This window comes from Verrucomicrobiota bacterium, from assembly GCA_016871495.1.
Lineage (GTDB): Bacteria > Verrucomicrobiota > Verrucomicrobiia > Limisphaerales > VHDF01 > VHDF01.
This window is the reverse complement of sequence record VHDF01000005.1, coordinates 78,404-97,790: the sequence shown is the minus strand read 5'-3', so window position 1 is coordinate 97,790 and position 19,387 is coordinate 78,404. Positions and strand designations below refer to the sequence as shown.

The 19,387-nt window shown below is 60.1% G+C and carries 15 protein-coding genes; 7 read left to right on the top strand and 8 right to left on the bottom strand.

Annotated features, from left to right (window positions below; all coding sequences use genetic code 11):
• Positions 1–227 precede the first annotated feature (227 nt).
• Genes FJ404_02425 through FJ404_02410 form a run of 4 tightly spaced genes read right to left on the bottom strand, consistent with a single transcriptional unit; the run spans position 228 to position 6,225 of the window.
• Entirely contained in the window at positions 228–1,052 is an 825-nt protein-coding gene (locus tag FJ404_02425) for a hypothetical protein (protein MBM3821741.1), read from the bottom strand.
• Complete coding sequence (gene pabB / locus FJ404_02420) at positions 1,049–2,524, bottom strand: aminodeoxychorismate synthase component I (GenBank protein MBM3821740.1); 1,476 nt, start codon at positions 2,522–2,524, stop codon at positions 1,049–1,051. The genes FJ404_02425 and pabB overlap by 4 nt, the downstream gene beginning before the upstream one ends.
• Positions 2,525–2,542: 18 nt before the next feature.
• Complete coding sequence (locus FJ404_02415; protein MBM3821739.1) at positions 2,543–5,359, bottom strand: DUF5117 domain-containing protein; 2,817 nt, start codon at positions 5,357–5,359, stop codon at positions 2,543–2,545.
• Positions 5,360–5,394: 35 nt separating this feature from the next.
• The gene (locus FJ404_02410) at positions 5,395–6,225 is read right to left on the bottom strand and encodes a type II secretion system protein (protein ID MBM3821738.1); all 831 of its coding nucleotides are present in this window, start codon (positions 6,223–6,225) and stop codon (positions 5,395–5,397) included.
• Between the two features lie 354 nt (positions 6,226–6,579).
• Here FJ404_02410 and FJ404_02405 point away from each other — a divergent pair, with 354 nt between their 5' ends.
• The 3 genes from FJ404_02405 (at position 6,580) to FJ404_02395 (ending at position 8,916) form a co-directional block, all read left to right on the top strand.
• Complete coding sequence (locus FJ404_02405) at positions 6,580–7,134, top strand: hypothetical protein (GenBank protein MBM3821737.1); 555 nt, start codon at positions 6,580–6,582, stop codon at positions 7,132–7,134.
• A complete protein-coding gene (locus FJ404_02400; protein MBM3821736.1) occupies positions 7,110–7,460 on the top strand; it encodes a hypothetical protein in 351 nt (116 codons plus the stop codon). Before FJ404_02405 ends, FJ404_02400 begins: the two co-directional genes overlap by 25 nt.
• A gap of 124 nt (positions 7,461–7,584) precedes the next feature.
• A complete protein-coding gene (locus tag FJ404_02395; GenBank protein MBM3821735.1) occupies positions 7,585–8,916 on the top strand; it encodes an aspartate aminotransferase family protein in 1,332 nt (443 codons plus the stop codon).
• 16 nt (positions 8,917–8,932) lie between these two features.
• Here the strand turns inward: FJ404_02395 and FJ404_02390 are convergent, their stop codons facing one another.
• The 4 genes from FJ404_02390 to FJ404_02375 all read right to left on the bottom strand — a co-directional run bounded on the left by FJ404_02390 (position 8,933) and on the right by FJ404_02375 (position 14,949).
• Positions 8,933–10,246, bottom strand: coding sequence for a DUF1552 domain-containing protein (locus FJ404_02390; GenBank protein ID MBM3821734.1), 1,314 nt, complete (start codon positions 10,244–10,246; stop codon positions 8,933–8,935).
• Entirely contained in the window at positions 10,243–12,543 is a 2,301-nt protein-coding gene (locus tag FJ404_02385; protein MBM3821733.1) for a DUF1592 domain-containing protein, read from the bottom strand. The genes FJ404_02390 and FJ404_02385 overlap by 4 nt, the downstream gene beginning before the upstream one ends.
• 530 nt (positions 12,544–13,073) lie before the next feature.
• On the bottom strand, positions 13,074–13,607 hold the full coding sequence (locus FJ404_02380; protein MBM3821732.1) for a hypothetical protein: 534 nt from the start codon (positions 13,605–13,607) through the stop codon (positions 13,074–13,076).
• Positions 13,608–14,022: 415 nt separating this feature from the next.
• The gene (locus FJ404_02375) at positions 14,023–14,949 is read right to left on the bottom strand and encodes a hypothetical protein (GenBank protein MBM3821731.1); all 927 of its coding nucleotides are present in this window, start codon (positions 14,947–14,949) and stop codon (positions 14,023–14,025) included.
• A 171-nt stretch (positions 14,950–15,120) separates the two neighbouring features.
• Between FJ404_02375 and FJ404_02370 the strand changes: the two genes are divergently transcribed.
• The 4 genes from FJ404_02370 to FJ404_02355 are packed head-to-tail and all read left to right on the top strand — an operon-like array spanning position 15,121 to position 19,377.
• Complete coding sequence (locus FJ404_02370) at positions 15,121–16,026, top strand: LysM peptidoglycan-binding domain-containing protein (protein ID MBM3821730.1); 906 nt, start codon at positions 15,121–15,123, stop codon at positions 16,024–16,026.
• Between the two features lie 12 nt (positions 16,027–16,038).
• Positions 16,039–16,896: a hypothetical protein gene (locus tag FJ404_02365; protein ID MBM3821729.1), complete on the top strand. Its 858-nt coding sequence runs from the start codon at positions 16,039–16,041 to the stop codon at positions 16,894–16,896.
• Positions 16,893–17,639 carry an ABC transporter ATP-binding protein gene (locus FJ404_02360; GenBank protein MBM3821728.1) on the top strand — a complete coding sequence of 249 codons (747 nt, stop codon included), beginning with the start codon at positions 16,893–16,895 and terminating at the stop codon, positions 17,637–17,639. The genes FJ404_02365 and FJ404_02360 overlap by 4 nt, the downstream gene beginning before the upstream one ends.
• 10 nt (positions 17,640–17,649) lie before the next feature.
• Positions 17,650–19,377 (top strand): hypothetical protein, encoded by a 1,728-nt coding sequence (locus FJ404_02355; protein ID MBM3821727.1) that lies wholly within the window; start codon positions 17,650–17,652, stop codon positions 19,375–19,377.
• The last annotated feature ends 10 nt before the right edge of the window (positions 19,378–19,387 follow it).

Genomic DNA, 19,387 nt, shown 5'->3' with positions numbered 1-19,387 from the left:
GGTGCATCCCGATGTTGCCGGTGATGCAGGTAGGGCGCGTCCGTCCCGGCGCGCCGCCGGAGCATGATGTTTTGCATCCAGTGGGCGGCGGGCTGGGACAGGCCCGCCCTACCAACAACATCGGGATACACGGACCGGCCCATGACTCGTTTCCGGCGGATCACTGGCTCCGGACGGCAGATTCGATTTCGACCTGCCGCGGTTTTACGGAACTGCCCAAACATCGGTCAGTTCTTGTGGTAAAGCCGCCAAAGCGGGTGGATGAGGGGGTGTGGTGGAAAAGGGTGCGCTCCCAAACGTTGGATTTCGACGATCCCCGGTCCGGTGCAGGTCGCGAAGGCGCCGTCCGCTTCGAGCACGTCGCACAGGCGGGCATTGCGCTCGATGACTTCGATGCCTTGGGCGCGGGCTTGGGCCATCGCCCAGTCGCGTGTCACCCCGGGCAGGCATCCTGACTCGAGGGGCGGGGTGAAAATCTGATCCCGCTGGATCCAGAAAAAATTGGCATTGGTGAACTCCGCAATCTCGTCGCGCGTGTTCAAGATCAAAGCTTCGTCCGCGCCATGGATTTCGGCCTCTTTCTTGGCCAGAATTTGAAGCAGTTTGCTGGTCGATTTCAAGGAGCCAGGGCCGAACCCGACGGGAATCCGGTAGGGGCTGACATGGGCTGTCCATCTCTTGGGCGTCGATTCCCGAGCCGGCGCCGGAAAGGCCATGATCAGGCGCGTGGGGGTGTTGGCCCCGCGTGTGGAGTAGCCGCGAGGCCCGGGGCCCCGCGTGCAGGTCATTCGCACCAGGGCAGACGGGAGCCGGTTTTGGGTCACCAGTTCGGTCATGATTTGCAGTATGACCGCTTCAGGAAATTCCCAGGCGAGGCCAAGCTCGTGAAGCGCTTGCTGGAAGCGACGCCAGTGTTCCGGCCAAAGAAACGGAACTCCCGACCTCAACTCGACGGTTTCAAAGCATCCGTCCCCGTACTGGAACCCACGATCGGTGACGGGAACCAGAGCGTCGGACTCGTCGAGGAATCGTCCGTTGAGCCAGACCCTCATGGGGGGGGATGGAAGGGCCGGGGCTGCGGGGTCACGGTGGTGCCGGACTTGGCGGCGCGGGGGTGGGTTCGGCCGAGCGCGGCCATGAACCCCGAGGCTTTGGCCAGTGTTTCATCGTATTCGGCGGCGGGGTCGGAATCGGCCACGATGCCGGCTCCGACGTGGAAATGCACACGCCGGGGAGTGCAAAGAGCGGTGCGGATGGCGATGTTGAGCTGGCTTACGCGATTGAAACCGACGTAGCCCACGGAGCCGGTATAAGGGCCGCGAGGCACCGGCTCGAGCTCGTCGATGATTTCCATGGCGCGAATCTTGGGAGCTCCGGTAATGCTGCCGCCGGGAAAACAGGACGCCAGGGCTTCGAAGTGCGACACGCCTTCCCGCAGCGTGCCTTGGACGGTGGAAACGAGATGTTGGACTTGGGGGTACCGTTCCAGCCGAACGAGCTCCGGAACCTGCACGCTGCCGTACTCGCAGATGCGTCCCAAATCATTTCGAAGCAAGTCCGTGATCATGACGAGTTCGGACATTTCCTTCGGGCTGGTCTGGAGTTCGTAAGTCCACTGAGCATCGCGCGTGGGATCTGGCGATCGGGGGCGAGTGCCTTTGATCGGCCGGGTTTGGACTTCGCGATCATGGAGTCGCAGGAAAAGCTCCGGAGACGAGGAAACGATTTCGAAGTCTCCCGTTTGGAGGAAGGCGGCGAAAGGGGCAGGGGAAACCTGGCTGAGCCGGTCGAAGAGCCAGGGTCCAGCCATGGGAACGTCGGCCGTCAAACGCTGAGCGAGGTTGACTTGGTACACATCGCCCTGGCGGATGTAGTCCTTGATGCGCAGCACCCGTGCGATGAACTCCGCGCGGGTCAGGCTTGAGCTGATTTCACCGGGGACCGTCGGGTGTTGGGTTGTCGTTTGGGAAAAGGCCTGGGCCGTGGACCTCGTGAAGCGAGCGTCCCATGACTTCAACCGGTTTTCCGCTCGCGTATCGCTCCGCGAACCGTCCGGCAACATGCCCGTGGAGACCACGTGAGCCTCGTCGGCCCGATGATCGAAGACGACGAGTGAATCGTAAAAGCCGACATACGAATCGGAAACCTCGTCGTCCGCATGAGGCGGGGTGCGCAGACGTGGTTCGACAAAACATCGGAGATCGTAGCCCCAGAATCCCGCCGCCGCGCCAATGGGAAATGGCTGGTCCCATTCGTCGAGCAACTCGTATCTCGCGAGCAGTGTGTCGAGAATGGACCAGGGGTTCCCGTAGAGCACCTCGGCCCTGTCCGAGGTGCGAAGGCGGCATTCCGAACCCCGGTTGCGAAACACCAGGAAGGGATCGGTGGCGAGGATCGAGTAACGGGCGTGCGGGGTCTCAAAGCTCTGACTGCGGAGGAGCAGCGTTCCCGGCTCCCAGGCAAGCGCCGGCAGAAAAGCCTCCGGAGGAGGGGGCGAGCGAAACGTTTGGACTCGAAGGCCCACACGAAAGAGGAGTTCGAATTAATCCGGGTTCAGTGCCCTTTCAATGAGATGCAGCACATGGTCGGTGTGTGCTTTGGTTTCCGCGCCCGCGGCGTTTCTGCCCTTCAACAGCGATTCGATGCGTCGCAATTGGGCCAGTGAGGCGGAACGAGCGGGAGAGTCATACCCGGAAAAACCGTCGCGGCCGACGGCTCGAGCGATCCGCGAAGTGTATTCGACTTGGAGGTTTTGCCGGAACGGCCGGACTTCCCCGTCCAAATCATCCTGAAAGATCGCCTGCGTGAGATCCTCGAGAAATTCCACGGTGGTGTACCGGTTGCCATAGAGTCGCGCGTTGGTCAACCGGGCCAGCACGTCGGGATGGAGCAGGTGGTCCAGCACCGCGCGTTGGATGGTGAGGGCGCGTTCATGGATTTTCGGATCTTCTCCCGAACTTCGGAAGTCAAAGCCCCGACGCTGCATTTGCAAGTGGTTGATCAGATCCTCGGGAGCGTCGAACGCGGACGGCGCAAACAATTGTTCGCGCAGGACCTTCAGGGCGCGCTTTTGCTCCTCCCCGCTGACCGGGGTGAAGGGACGGCTCGCGCCGGGCTGTCCGGTGTAGGCGCGGTCCACCTGGACTCCGCCAATGTAACGTGAAATCGTGGCGGCCGCGTTGGCGATTTCCGTGGTAAGCGAGAGATACGCCGTGCGGAGCGCGTGGTGGGACTGGCCGGGGTCCGAAAACTTCGCCCTCAGTTTGGTCATGGTTTCCTTGGCCAGCCGGATGCGGTCTTGGGCGTAGCCGATCGCGTCCGAGGAAAGGTCGTTGATCATCACCCGCGGGTCGATGGCCTTGCCAGGCGCGCGCATGTCATCGGCGTCATTGCCAAAGGCCAGGGCGGGTTCCGTGGAGCGGGCAAGCAGTTTCTGCATACGTTGTTGCTCGGCGGCGGCATCGGACAGCGAGGGAGCGTAGCCAAACTCAATGGCCCATCGGTCATAAGGGCCGGCCTTGGTGGTGAAATACTCGCCTTGTTTGGCTCCCGGAGGAGCAAGATTGGCCGCGGGATAATCCATGACGGACCCGGTCAATCCCTGGCGGCGGGTGAGTTCCTTGTCTTGCAACTGGGCCGGACTCAGCATCTGGCTCGACCGCATGTTGTGATTCAGCCCGAGCGTGTGCCCGACTTCGTGAAGGATAAGATAGTAGATCGACTCCTTCAGCAGTTGCCCGATGTCCTGGGCGCTGGCACCGGAAGCCTTGAGCACGTTCTGGCCGAACAAGGCACTGTGGTGGAGATGATGTCCCAGGGCGCAGAAATGAGCTCCGGGCAGTTGTTGTCCTGACAACGCAGGAGTGAGTTCGAGTCCGGCTTCCGAAAACAGCCGCTCCATGCGGATGCGGTTCGCGAGATAGACGTATTCGAGCATGATGTCGGCGCCGAGAATCTGGCCGGTGCGCGGATTGACGAAGCTGGGTCCGTAACCTCCGAAGGGCGGATCCGGAGAGGAGGTCCAGCGGAGGACATTGTAACGGATGTCCCCGGCATCCCAGTCGGCATCGTCCGGTTGAATTTTGACTACGACTGCGTTCTTGAAACCGGCAGCCTCGAAGGCTTCGTTCCACTCCAGCGTGGCTTGCTTGATGGTTTCGCGAAGCTCCATCGGGGTGGTGTTTTCGATCCACCAGACGATGGGCTCAACAGGTTCCGAAAGGGCGGCCTGCTTGTCCTTCTTGACCAGGTGCCATCGATGGATCACGTCGCGATAGGGGGTGGCGGACGGGGAAGTCAGATCCGTGACCTGGGTGGCGAAGTAGCCGACGCGGGGATCGTCGAAACGCGGTTGATAATCGTTCTCCGGCATTTCGATGAGGCTGTGCTGCATGCGAATGCTCACGAAGCGGGCGTCGGTGACATCGGGTCCGGAAGGGCCGCCCGCATTCGGATTCTCATAGACATACTCGACGACCACGTCGGTATTTTTGGGGTAGGAACGCAGACGAAGGTATTTGGTTTTCTCCCGGCTGAGCGAGCCCAAGGCGGATCCGCGTCCTAAAGACTTCACCGGATGGAACACCTCCGAAAGGAAAAGACCGTCGGCTTTGAGCAGCATTTCGCCCTTTTCCTCGTCTTCCGCCAGGATCTCCTGACTGGCCAGGATGGCGGGGCTGATATTGGCCGAGGCCGCCCGCTTCAGCGCGTTGGTCGGCGAGAAATAGAAGGCGGTGTTTTCGGAGATAATTTCGATGCGGTTAAACTGCTTGCGGAACGAGAAGACCCGGTTGTCCCGAAAGGCACCGCGGAAGTGGCCGGCAGAGGGGACCCCATCGACCGTGTGAGTGAAGTAGATGAACTCCTTATCGAGTTGTGATTTTTTCACGACCAGGTGGGTGGAGCCGTTGGTCGTATTTTGGTAGAGCGTGAAAAGCCCCTCAAATTTCTTGTCCTTTCCAACGACGTCCGCGATGGCTTTACCCTTTTTCGCTTTGTCTTCTGCGCCCTTGCCGGCTGCCGGCGCAGGCTTATCCGGAGCGGCCGACGGTGGGGAGGTGGATTTGGAAGTTCCAACCGGCCGAGTCGGAGCGCCGAACTGGGCCGAGAATTCGATGGAACACCCGCTTGCCAGGCCAAACACGACGAGGAAAACAAGGGACGACAGATGCGATCTCATGCGTGACGGGATGCATATCCCAAAACTCCTCGTTGAACAACCGGAATTGGACTCCGCGAGAAGGGGGCCGTGTATCCCGATGTTGTTGGTAGGGCGGGCCTGTCCCAGCCCGCCGCCCACTGGATGCAAAACATCATGCTCCGGCGGCGCGCCGGGACGGACGCGCCCTACCTGCATCACCGACAACCTCTAGATGCACCGCTCGCTCCCCAATGCTACTCTTCCCGGGCACCCGTGGTGCGTTCCTGCAGCCAGGCGACATCGGGATTGTTGGGCGTAGCGCCGATCAAACCGAGATTCTTGCCTTTGAGCAGCGGGGGTTTGGTCCTGGGATCCAGCCACTTCTTGAGCTCGACGTGGCCGTCGGCAAAAGAAATGCTGCCCGAGCCTCCGTGATAGCTCGCAGGCATGTCCGCCAATTGGTAAAGAGCGGGGTTCTTCTCCTTCAAACCCGTCATGTCCACGTAAAAGTAACCGTTGTTGATGCGATCCTCGCGCTCATCCATGAGGATCCAAGTCTTCGAAGGACTGGGGTCCGTCATCTGGGAAAGGCGTTCAATGACACGATAGGGCATGAGCAAAGAAGAGGGGGGATCGAGCCGGTTGAGCCAGGCGTTCATGGAGATGGATCGGACGCGGGGATAGGTGACCCCGCGATGGATGGACACACTGCGGTCGGAAGGGCATCGCCAAATGCCCAGCGTTTCATGGTACTTCCACAACAGACTGTTGCGGAGATGGACGACGTTGGTGTTGTCCGTGACGGCAACGGCATTGTCGAGCCACCCTCGAACCCAAGTGCCCTGGCGGGGGTTTTCGTTCGGCGGGACTTTGTCCCCGTTGTCATCGAGGTACAAGTTCCAGGAAAGCTGCATCTGCTTGAGGTTGCTCGCGCAGACCACGCCTTGGGCTTTGCTTTTCGCTCTGGAAAGGGCGGGGAGGAGCATGCCGGCGAGAATCGCGATGATGGCGATTACCACGAGAAGTTCAATCAACGTAAACCCACCAGAAGAATAGGGGCGCGGTCGACTTCGCTTCGAGATCATTATGAGTGGAGGCACGGTGAAGAAAATCCCCAAAATCAGTTCCAGATTCAACCTCGAAGCGCGATTCTTTCCGGATGAATACACCGAAAAAAGGATGCATTGTGAAAATCTTGCTCAACCCTGCTGCTTCTTCCTGACATGAGCTTCCGGAGGTTGACGGGGCCCAACGGCACGTCGCCAAGTCGAAGCGAACTGTGTCCGATCCAGTTCCGTCGCCTCGTCCGTGTCCATCGGACTTGAGCTCAATCGCGCTCCGACCGACAATTTGAGGACGCTTCATTCCGCCTCGGTGCATCCCGATGTTGCCGGTGATGCAGGTAGGGCGCGGCCTCGCCGGTCACTGACGGAACCCTCGTGGTGTCCAGCTACGCCTCGGCCGGGATCGCGGCTTATGACATGGAGGGACGCCGGTTGTGGCTTGCGGATTTGGGGCCGCAATCACACGAATGGGGGAGTGGTTCCTCGCCTGTGTTGCACGAGGATCGGGTCATTGTCTATCACGGTCCGGGCAAGGAAAGCGCGCTTTACGCCCTCGATAAGAAAACCGGCAAGGTGCTTTGGAAGACGGTCTTGCCCGAATCCCAGCGCAAGGAACGTTTCGATGGATTCGCCGGGAAGTCGGATGGAAAACTGGGATCCTTTAGCACACCGTTGCTCGTGTCCACCGATCGCGGCTTGGAGATCGTGCTGTCGTTGGGGAACCAGGTTCGCGCCTTTCATCCTTCGCAAGGCGAGCCGTTGTGGCATGCGGAGGGCATGAATCCTTTGGTTTATACTTCGGCCATCGCGGGGGAGGGATTGGTCGTGGCGATGGGGGGATACTTTGGCAGCACCATGGCTTTGAAGGCCGGGGGGCGCGGAGACGTGACGGAATCGCATCGGGTTTGGTACGAGCAGCGGGCCACTTGATCTTTGTCAGCAACACCCTGGGCATCGCCGAATGCATTGAACTTTCCAGCGGACGCATATTGTGGGAAGAGCGGCTCAAGGCGACGGGCGCTTCGGGTGAAACCTGGGGTTCCATCGTTCGTTCCGGCGACCGGCTCTACGTGGTCAACCAGTCCGGCGACACGATGGTTTTCAAAGCCGCCAAGACCTTCGAACTGCTGGGAGCCAATCCTCTCAAGGAGCGGTCGAATTGCACTCCGGCCTTCTCCGACGGGGACATCTTCATTCGCAGTCACGAGGCCCTCTGGTGTATTCGGGAAGGCGCCATCAAAACGGCATCCAATTAGTCCGTTGGGGGGATTTTCGGAGGTCCCGGCGCAACTCTGAGCCGGGTTCGGCATCGGCGCGGGGAGTTACGAGAGGGAACGAAGTTTCATGAATGCGGCGAACATTCCACCGGACAGAACGGCCATGAAGTCGGAAGGCGACGTCAATTGGAGTCCGCATCGATTGGCCTGGAGCGAAGGACAGATCGGCGCGGAGGCGCGTGAGTGGCTGGAGCGGGACGAGGCCGTCTTTTTACACCAGGCCTTGTCCACCCCGTGTTTGAACGTGCTTGGGAAGTGCGAGGGCGCCTGGATCGAGGATCTGCAAGGCCGCCGGTGGCTGGATTTTCACGGCAACAATGTGCATCAAGTCGGGTTTGCACATCCGCGCATTGTCGAGGCCATTACGCGTCAACTGCACGAGTTGACTTTTTGCACGCGCCGCTACACGAACAAGACGGCCGTGCTTCTGGCGGAACGGCTCGCCGCCCTGGCGCCCCGTCCCTTGCAACGAGTGCTTTTTTCACCGGGTGGCACTTCGGCGATGGGCGTGGCACTCAAACTGGCGCGCGCGGCCACGGGCCGGCACAAGACCATTTCCCATTGGGATTCGTTTCACGGCGCTTCCCTCGATGCCATCTCCATCGGAGGGGAATCCATTTTTCGACAAGGGATCGGGCCGCTGCTGCCGGGGTGCGAACACGCGCCTCCGCCGGACCCCCAACAGTGTCCCTTTAAGTGCGGGGACCGCTGCAATCTGAATTGCGCGGATTACATCGAGTATATGCTCGAGAAGGAAGGCGACGTGGCGGCTGTGATTGCCGAGACGGTGCGTTGCACGCCGTTCATCCCGCCGAAGGATTATTGGCGCCGGATTCGCGCCGCGTGCGACCGGCACGGCGCGCTCCTGATTTTGGATGAGGTGCCGATTTGTCTTGGGCGAACGGGCCGTTGGTTTGCCTTCGAGCATTTCGGCATCGTGCCCGACATGGTGGTTCTCGGCAAAGGATTGGGAGGGGGCGTTTTTCCACTGGCGGCGTTGTTGGCGCGGGAAGACCTCAACCAAGCGATGCATCATCAAGCCCTGGGACATTATACCCACGAGAAAAGTCCGATGGCGTGCGCGGCGGCCCTGGCGACACTGGATGTGATCGAGGAGGAAAAACTCCTGGAGAATTCCACGAAACAGGGGGCTTACGCCTTGGAGCAACTCGCGGCCCTCCGAGGCAAGCACCCGATCATCAGCGAGGTTCGAGGCCTGGGTTTGCTGTTGGGATTGGTGCTGGCCCGGAACGGACGTAAGGCGGCGGATGAAGCCGAGCGAGTGATGTATGCGTCCTTGCGACGGGGCCTCAACTTCAAAGTGACGATGGGGAACATTCTGACGCTGACTCCCGCTCTCACGCTGCAACGGCCCGAGATGGATCTGGCCCTCCAGATCCTCGATCAGTCCCTGGCGGAGCTCTCCATCCACTGATCTGCACGGCTCGTCCTCAGGACAGAGCCAGCGGTCCGTCGTCGCAGAGACTGGTCTTGCCGAAGACTTGAATCTTGTGGCCGACGGCGTGAGCCAGAGCCAGATGAAGCCGGTTGTGCGGAACTTTGTTCAGTTTCAACGAGCGGCCCATGGCGAATCCAAAGCCACCCCCAACAAGGACGAACGGGATGTTGTCCAAAGTGTGCGAGTTGCCTTTGCCGAGTTCGTTGGTCCAAACCACGAGGGTGTGATCGAGCATGGACCCGGAGTCATCGGGTTCCGGAGTGGAAGAGAGTTTCTCAAGCAGATAACGAATTTCTCCCGCAAACCAAGTGTTGATTTTGACGAGGTCTTCCTTTGCCATGTCGTTTTCGTCCTTCTCGTGCGAGAGCGTATGGTGTCCCTCGCTGACGCCCAGCCAGTTCATTTTCGCCTGGCCGACGGACTTGGTGTATTGGAGGGTCGCGACCCGTGCCATGTCATTCGCAAAGCTGTTGACGAGCAGATCAATCTGCATGCGGCTGAGCCGCGGCACATTATCGTTCTGGTCGGCGATGCCCTCCTGAAAAACGGGCCGGGCGGCCACCGGCTTCGTCGCGGGCTGCATTTTGATCTCCCGCTCCATCTGCTTCACCAGCGCCTCGTGTTCCTCGAGCAGTCTCCGGTCCTCGGCGGCCAAGTGTTTGCGGGCTTTCTTAAGATCTTCCCGGACATCGTCCAACACGCTGCGCAGGCTTTCGCGGTCCCGGGCCTGGCCATAGAGCTTGCGATACATCTGATAGGGATCCGAGATGGGGGCAATGGGCTGGTTGGGGCCGGCGTAGGACATCCGGGTCCAGGGATCAGCCCGGTCGGTGACCCCCACGCCAAATTCAAGCGAGCCGAACCGCGTGCGCGTGGCGTCCTGCTTTTGGAAATAATTCTTAATTTCCTGATCGATGCTGATGCCGCTGGCCCATCCCGCCGGGGTGTGGCTGCCGCCCTGAATGTTGCCCGGGAAAAGCTCGATGCCGGTAAGCAGGCAACTCATGCCCCGCATGTGATTGTCGCCGTCGCCCCGCACCTTGTTGCAAAGACCGTGCAGCACAAGCATGCGGTTCTTGAAGCTTTCCAACGGCTTCATAATTTCCTTCAGCTTGAAACCCGTCCCTTCTTCGTCGGGCCAGAATGCGGGAGGAATCGTTCCGTTGGGGGTGAACACCACGACCAGGCGCTGGCGCGGCCGCACAGGGCTGCCGAAACCCAGGCTCGGCAGTCCCGCCAAAAAGGGCAGGCTGGCGGAGGAAACTCCCAGTTGCCGGACGAATTCCCGTCTTCGCATCGCGTTCATTTCGATTTCGCTTTTGTTTTCAGTGGCGTCGAAGGCGAAGCAGAGGTGCGCAGCGCGATCTGGATGGCCAATTCTTGAACGTTGAACCTAGCGGAGGCGAAGCCTTCCCGCAAGCTCGGAAGCAGGTCGTCCCCAAATGCGCGCACGGGCTGCTGCACGAGGTGGTGAAACAGCGCCTCGATGAAGGCTTCCTGGGCCTGGGGCGATTCCGCGGCGAATACGGCAACATCCCGGGCGCTTTGGAAACGCACGCCGCGACCTTCCTCCGTTTCGTAGTCCCCACTGGCGTCAATCGGACGTCCCGACTCGGACTCCCGGTAACGACCCACCGCGTCGAAATGTTCCAGGCTGAATCCAAGCGGATTGATGATGGAGTGACAGCCCTGGCAATTCTCGGGCCGCGTCAGTCGCGTGATCTTTTCACGCATGCTCAATCCGGGCTCGAAGTCGGCTTCTTCGAACGAAACCGCTTCCGGAGGCGGGCGCAGGGGCCGTCCCACGACGCTTCGGGAAAGGAAAACCCCGCGATGAATCGGCGAGGTCGTCTTGGCATAGGCAAAGGCCGCGAGCACGTAAGGATGAGTCAGAACTCCGGCGCGTCGTCCGGCTTCAAATCGGGTCGGCCGAAAGTGAGGGATGGCTTCCAGTTCCACATTGAAAAACTTCGCCAAGCGAGGATTGAGAAAAGTGTCCTCGGAGAGCAGCAGCCGCCTGAAATCGGAGGAGTCGCTCCAGACAACGTGGTCCAGGAAGAGGTCGAGCGAAACCCGAAGGTCGTTGCTCAATTCCGGAGTGAAGTCGGGAAAGGTCGCGGGATCCTTGGCGGGCTCCTCGACGTGATCAAGATGCAGCCAGTGCCAAAGAAAGTGGCGCATCTTGGATCGGGCGCGCGGATCGCGCATCATGCGGCTCGCTTGCGCTTGGACCGCCGCCGGATCTTCCAGGCGATTCGCGCGCGCAGCTTCCGAGAGTGAATTGTCCGGCACCGAATCCCACAAGGCCAGCGCCAGTTTCTCCGCCGCGGCAAAGCTGTCGTGCGAGGGAGCCTGGAGGCCCGGATAGAGAAAACGGGGGGACTTGATCGCCAGCATGACGACGCGCTTCAAAGACTCCTCGGCGGAAAGGCCGGGTTCGAAAAATCGATCCACGAGCAGAACGCGCTGCTCGGGACTCAGCGGACGCCGCAGGGCCCTTTCGGAAAAGGACCTGGCGAAAGCCCGGATTTTATTGACGCGGTTGGTGTCACCTTCTTTCGATTGGGTGAGGCGGTCGAGGTGCTTCAGCGAGTAATGGGCGGCTTCGATGGCCGAGCCGGTGACGGCTTCGTCCCAAGCCTTGGAGATGGTGGACCCTCGCTCGTATCCCACGCTGGCGTCGTCAGCGGGGAATGGAGTGCTCAGAACAAAAGTAGGCGTGGGCTGCGCCGGGGTGAGGCAGCGAGCCGGGAGGGTCTCCCAGATGCCGCGCGGCGGCTTCCATCTCAGCACGATCGAAGCGGTCTTGTCCTTGAACTTAAAGAAACTCAAACGAAGCGGATAAGTTCTTCCCCCCAACAGCCGGAGGCTGGCCCGGTGCTCCGAGGAGTTCCCGGACGCCACCCAGCCGTCGATCAAGGGGTCCTGTTCGTCATTCACCCAAAGGCGCAAGCCATTCGGGGATCTGACCTCGAATTCATAAAGTCCGGTTTCGGGCGCGACCAGCCCCCCCTGCCATTGAACGGAAAACTCCTCGGCGCCGATCCGCGCCGGGTCGGGGGAAGACGTCCCATACTGAAAATCCACCGTGGCATCCACTCGCTCCTCGACCTTCTTGTCGCGGTTCGGACCTCGCGCATTATAATACGTGGCTTTGAGTCCTTCCTGTCCGCGGGCAACGGCTCCGGGACCGGTGAAGTGCACGAAGAGATCAGCGACTGAGTGGGCGAATTGGCGATTGGAGAGCCTGAGCAATTCAACTCGTGGACGTTCGTTTCGAATCCTGGCGCTGCGAGAGTAGAAGCTCTCGTGGATGAACTGGGCGACATCCTTGGCGTCCTGGCCCACGCACTTTTCGGGGGCGTCCTCCGGCATGGTTTTGTCGATGAGCTGAGCGAGCTTTTCCAGAGATAATGAACCATGGAGCGGCTCGCGATGTTTTCCCGGAACACCCTGGCCGCGATCCCCGTGGCACTCAGCGCACCATTTTCGATAAAGATTACGGCCACGTTCGACGTCGCCCGCCATCGACCGCGAAACGATGAAGCAAAGGAAGAAGAGTCCCGCCCCAACCCGGAACCGTCTCTTAAGAATGCCAGTCATCGAGTCGTTGCGAAGCCTCACTCGCCGGGAAACGAGGGGCAATGCCTCCGTGTCGCCGGCTCCAGTGGACTTCGGAATGTTCAACTGCCGCTTTAAGGTTCAAACGGTTCACCATCCTACCGGCCTCGTCTTCAGGGTTCAACCCGCAGTTTAGGAGCGTCTTTCGCCTTTTCGCCTCCGTGCACCCCGAAGTTGTGTTTAGGGTGGCGCAGGTTGCCCCGCCCGCCGTATCGCAAACGGCCCGTCGGCCCGGCGGCTGAAAAACGAGGCCCTTCCATGCTCTCCACGCGCCTGGTCCCTGCGTCGCCCCGCAGGCTGGGCAGCCTGCGCAATCCGTAGACAGGGCTGTGGCACAAGGCGTTCGGTAACGGCCAACGACTAGCGACGACCTCGGGGCGGTGGAGTGCACTTATCCCGCCGTAGCTGCTTTTGAGCGAAGGCGGACGGAGACGCCGTTCGCGCTTTCGCGAAGCGAAACGTCTTGTCTTTTGTTCTGGTTTCCAGCGCTCTGGTTAGCCCACGTGGTCATGTCACTTTTTCTTGTCCGAGTGCTCCGTGGGAATGTCAAAAGGAACGACCAAGCCCATCTTCGCACCAATCGGCGGGCAATTGTCGATGAACATCCAGCCGGTCAATCGGTCAGGCACGTCGCGCTGGTGCTGAACCGCGGTGATAACAATCGAGTCCCCGGCGGTGTTGGCGATACCCAACAGGCGGCTCTTGCTGGTGGGTGCTGGAATCCTCGCGGGCGAAACACCAACGTCACGGCCAGTCAGGTAAAGTGTCGCATAAAAAAACTCCTCGTTGCGCGTGCTGGCGACGACTGCGACGCCCTGCTCACCGACCCAGCGACAGTAGCGAAAATCAGTAATGTCATTGGTGAACGCAACTCGCTGTTCATGCGAGTGACCTGATAGCTCGTAACGAATGACTAACGTCCGCTGGTCTTTGGCGGCAGAAACGCCCGTGATGATGGCAGGTGGAGCGTTGGATGGCTCTGCCTTGTCGGCAACGAGCACGACCAACGCGCTAAGAACAAGAATAGCAATAGATGTGGTTTTCATGCGATTTGTGAAGTGATGCCCAACGATCAGGATGAGCCATGACGAGGAGCGCGCCAACGATGTTCGACTGAAACAGCAGCGTCATCGCGCTCCTCAGCCTGGGCTCCATCCTTTGGTTCTGCCGCGCTTTCTGCCACTGCCGTCCAATGGATGCTTCGATCTATACCGTCGCCACTCCGTGTCCCTCTGCCGAAGTTCCTCCTCTGTCAACAATCCTTTCTTCCTGAGCGCCAACAACACCGACCGAATGGTCACCGGACCGAGGTTCATCTCATGAACCTCCTGGCAGTGACGACAGAACGTCTTTGGCCCCTTGACGCCCCGCTCCTGACGAGGCCGCGTTCGAATCTCGGTCATGCGGTCACAAATCGATGAATACGCTTCCCTGTTCAAGGACCGACTCCACGACGGGTGTCTATTTGGCCAAGGCCAGAATGTATCGCTGCATCGAGGCGTTCTCCGCAGATTGGCCTTCCTGCGCGTAGATCTGGTGCAGATTGGTGCAGATGCGGAGCAGGATCTGGCGGGGAGAAGAAGCCGCCAGGAAGCCCTCCTGAAATCCAACGGAGGTTTGGTTTAGAAAACGCACACAATCGGCTTTGGTCAGCAACTTGCCCTGGTTGAAGCAATCCACGTAGATCTCCTCGGACGCGGTTTGATACCGGCAGACGAAGTGGCCCGGCATGCCGATCCCGATGATGGGAATGCCGATGCGCCGGGCCACCAAGAAGTAAAGCACGCAAAGGCTGATCGGATTGCCGGTCTTGCGATCGAGAACTCGGTTGAGAAAGCTGTTTTCGGCGTCGTAATAATTCTTCTCATTCCCCCGGTATCCGTGCTTTTTGAAAAGGATCTCGTTCAGGATGGCGAGCGGCTTGAATCCTTCGTGATCGGACGGCAGCAGAGCTCTTGCTTCGCGTGCGTAGTCATCCAGCAGCGCGGTGTAACCTTCGGCGTTGATGAAGGGGTACCGCGTGGCGGCCAAGAGCCAGAGTCCCTCTTCCAAACGGTCCGCATCGGCGAAGCGGCCTCGCGAAGTGCCGATGGAACCGGCCTCCTCCAGTGGCACGCCTTCCGCTTGATGCTGGCAAAAAGCCAGGAATCGGCGGTCGGCGGCTCGTTTGGATAATTCTCCGATGATTTCGCTGGATCGACGCCGTAACACCGGATCCGAACTTCTCATGTGCGGCGTCAGCCAGGCCGAGTCGGCGAGGCTCGTTTGCAAGAAGCGATCACGGATGGCTGACGCCACGTGAGGATCCTCATCGGCCAGCAAAACCAGGAACGCCGCCTTCTGCGCCTCGGTCAGGGCAGATCGCTCGGCATGAAGTGGCACACTCATGGCTGAAGTATCCCGTTTTGCTTTTCGTTCCTGATCCGCCTTGCCGAGACGGGGAACGGATTTCTGATCGAGGCGAGTGATGCGCCTCTTCGATGACCCGGGAAGTATGGCACAAACATCCGTGCAATCAATGCGGTTGTGGCCTTTCTTTCCTTGGACTAGGCTCGCCCCATGGAATGGTTGCGCAAGTGGAAATTCTGGATGCTGCTGCTTACCGCCTCAGGGCTGGGCGCCGCCTGTTTTCCCATGTCAGGCACAGGGCAATCCGACGAGCGTGACCCGTATTTTTTGGAGGGCGAAGGACGGGAGGCGAGCAAGGATTTCCTGGGCGCCGCGGAGGCTTATCACCGGGCCATCGAAAACAATCCACGCAACGCTTCCGCCCACAAGAAACTGGGATTTCTCTTCTCGCAGAGCTTGGACAAGCCGGACGCCGCGATCTATCATTTCAACAAGCTTCTGGAATACCGCAAAGATGATCCGCACGCGGACGTCATCCGGGAACATGTGCTGCGCTGCCGCCAACGCCTGGCCCAGACGTTGTCCGCCGGCGTTTTGGCCAAACAGACCCAGGACGAACTGTTGAGGTTGACGGATGAAAACGCGCGGTTGCTGAAAACCGTCGCGGCGTTGAACCAACAGTTGCACCACTGGCAACGGGTTGCCCAGGCGACGAATGCGGTTCCCGTCACATTCCCCTCCGGCGCCTCCAACCGCACCCTGGATCAGGGGTTAAGTCCGTTGCCCGTGGCATCTTCCACCATCGTGACGAGCGCCCCCCCGGCGAAAATCGCGGCCGGTCCCGGCCAGCGGGAACCTTCGGAAGCGGCAGTTTCACCGCCTCCCCGGTTGGTGAAAACGCCTCCACCGACGATGGGTACGGCCACCAATCTGGCGACGAAACCAGCCACGGGAGATCGGGGTCGTTACGTTTCGTATAAGATCAAGTCGGGGGACACGTTTGGATCGATCGCCCGACAGAGGGGAACCACCGCCCGGGCTTTGATCCTGGCCAATCCCAACGTGGACCCTCGGCGATTGAAAGCAGGGCAGTTGATTCTAGTGCCCCAGCCTTGACCGGCCGTTGACATGCGCCAAGCCCTGTTTCTCATCATTACCGCGTTCTGGTCGGTCATGAACGTTCTGTTGGTGCGCTCTGAGTTTGGAACGGGGAAGGAGTTTGCCGGTGAGGTTCCTGTGGCGATGGTTTGGCAGTCGATCTTGGAGGCGCCGGATGATTCCTCCCTGGCGATCCAGGTTCACGGGGAACGGCTGGGATCTGTGCGTTGGGTGCCCGTCGTGGGAGAGCAGATGTCGGGAGGCCCGTTGCACAGGCAGGTTGCAGCTCCCGACGGCATGGTGTCGCAACGGAAGAACTACCGAATCGATGCCGAAGGTCATTTCAATACCGGGCCGGCGAGCCGGTTGCGCTTTTCCTGGAGCGTCACTCTGTCCACCAATCACCAGTGGCAGGAATTCACCGTTCGTTTTGGGACTCGCCCCGCCACTTGGCAATTCAAAGGGCACGCCATCAGCAACACCGTCGAGTTGCGGCATGAATCCTACGACAAAACCGTTTGGGAACAATCGATGTCCCTCGATGCGGCCGGCAACCCCGAGCTTTGGCTGGCCGCCGCCCATCTGGGCTCCGCGAACAAAACCCAGGCGGCAAACCGGCCACTCGAGTCCCTCAAGGCTTTGGCCGAGGGCAGCTTGGCCGGAGGGCACGGGGACAAGCCGCTTTGGGAACGCATGCGCTGGAAAGCGGGGCAGGATTGGATGCGGATGGGGAGTTCGAAGGTCAGGGTCTATCGGCTTGAAGCCTCGCTGACTCCAACCTTGAAAGCGGCGGTTTGGATCAGCCGCGTCGGCGAGATTCTCAAAGTGTCTCTCCCGGGTGAATGGTCCCTGATCAACGAGGCGATCGAAGCCCTTCCGGGAGCATGATCGAGCTGCGGCAATTGCGGAAAAACTTCGGCGATTTGGCGGCCGTGGCCGGCATCGATCTTTCCGTTTCACGCGGGGAATTCTTCGTGGTCCTGGGGCCCAACGCGGCGGGCAAAACCACCACCATCCGCATGATCGCCGGATTGTTGAAGCCCTCGGCGGGATCGGTCTCCGTCGCGGGATTCGATGTGCAAACCCAGCCCCTGGAGGCACGCCGGCGCCTGGCCTATGTCCCGGATTTTCCGTTTCTCTACGATAAGCTCACTCCCTGGGAGTTTCTCCGTTTCACGGGACAGCTCTTCAAGATGGAGGAAGAAACCCTCGTGGCTCAAGCGAAGGAACTCGCAGCGCGATTCCATCTGGATCCGTTCCTGGGCAAACCCATCGAGGGTCTTTCCCACGGCACCCGCCAGCGCGTGGCCATCGTCAGCGCCCTCCTGCACGATCCCGAAGTGCTGGTGATCGACGAACCCATGGTGGGACTCGACCCCCAGCACGCGCGAGTGGTGAAGGATGTTTTCAAAGAGCGATCCAAGGCTGGCATGACGATTTTCCTGTCCACGCATCAACTGAGCGTGGCGGAGGAAATGGCGGATCGCATTGGCATCATCCATCAAGGCCGGCTCATCGCCGTGGGGACGCGGGAGGAATTGAGACGCCAAGGCGGTCAGGACGTGGCCCTCGAACGAACCTTCCTCACCCTCACGGCGGAAGAGCGAAAGGAGGCGGCATGTGAGTCGTGAAGCGGTGCCCATGTTTCACGACGGCGGGTCGTTGGGGTTGTTGATACGGGTCAATCTGTTGCAAATGTGGCGCCGGATGAAGGGGGCGCGGCAACAGTCCAAACTGCTGACCAGTTTCATCGGGTTCTTCGTCCTCGGTTACCTGGTGGTCTCGTTCGCCCTGTTCAAGAAAGGGCTGCAGTTCGCCTCCACCTTTCCCGGACTGGGAGCGTTGTTGATCGACCGTCTGCTGTTCGTGTTGTTCGCGTTTCTGTTCGGATTGCTGCTGCTCAGCAATTTGGTCGTCAGTTACACCAGTTTCTTCCGAAACCGGGAGACGGCTTTTCTCCTCTCCATGCCGGTCCGTCCCGAAACCATTTACCGGTGGAAACTGGTGGAATCGACGGTGGTGGCGTCCTGGGCCTTTCTCTTCCTCATCGCCCCACTGCTGGCGGCCTACGGTTTGACACGCTCGGCGCCGTGGCATTTTTACACCGTGACCCTGGCCTTGATCGCGTTGTTCATCGTTCTCCCCGCGGTGCTGGGGTCCTGGCTCGCGGTGGGCATCGCGCGCTGGATGGATCGCAAATTATTCCAGATCGCGGCGGTGCTGGGAGTCGTGGCGCTGCTTTGGGCGGGCGGATTCTGGATCAAACCCGAGAGCGTGACCGACGAAATGCTCGAGACGCGCGTCATCGCGGTGATGGACCGCCTGCTGGAACGAACACGTTTCGCCGAGTTTCCCCTGCTGCCAAGCTACTGGCTGTCCGCCGGCGTGTTGCATTGGGCGGAAGGAGCGTTGAGGGCGTCGGGCTTTTTTGCGCTGGTTTTATGCAGCCACGCGCTGTTCTTCGGGTTCCTCGCCTACACCGCGATGGGCGGTTTCTTTTACGACGCGTCCTCCGCCACGCAGAGCCGCGGCAGCGTCTTCGCGCGCTGGGATTGGTTTAAGGCCCGGCAGGCCCGTCGTTCGGCATTTCGCTTTCCGATCGGACCGATCGAGCGTTTCTTTCGCGGGTTGCGATTTGTGCCCGTGGACGTCCGCGCGGTGCTGGTCAAAGACGCGCGGGTGTTTTGGCGGGACACCGCGCAATGGGGGCAAACGGTGATGCTGTTTGGATTGTTGGGGGTGTATATCCTCAATCTCCGTCATTTCACCCAGCATTTGACGCATCCGTTCTGGTTGCAGGTGGTGTCTTTTCTGAACCTGGGCGCCTGCTCGCTGAACCTGGCCACCCTGACCACCCGGTTTGTTTTTCCTCAATTCTCGCTGGAAGGAAAACGCATTTGGATCGTGGGCATGGCTCCCCTGGGCATGTTGCGAGTCTTGCGGGCGAAATATTGGCTGACGGTGTCCGCTTCGCTGGCCCTCACCCTTTCGCTCATCGTTCTGTCCTGCCACATGCTCAGACTGGGCCTGGATCGAACACTTTATTTTTCGATTTCCATTATCGTGATGACGCTCACATTGAACGCGATGGCGCTGGGCTTCGGGACGTTGTATCCTAATTTTCGGGAGGACAATCCGAGCAAAATCGTCAGTGGATTCGGAGGAACGTTGTGTTTGGTGCTGAGTTTTCTCTACATCGTGGGGTCGGTGGCGTTGCTGGCCATGGGATCTCCGTGGTCGCGCTGGGTCATTCGCGAGCCTCATTACGCCGCGATCGGCTGGGGCGGTTTTGCCTTGCTCTCCTTCTTGCTGGGCCTCCTGCCGCTCCGGTTGGGGTTGAAGCGCGCCACCCGGATGGAGATCGCCTGAGCTTGGGGCC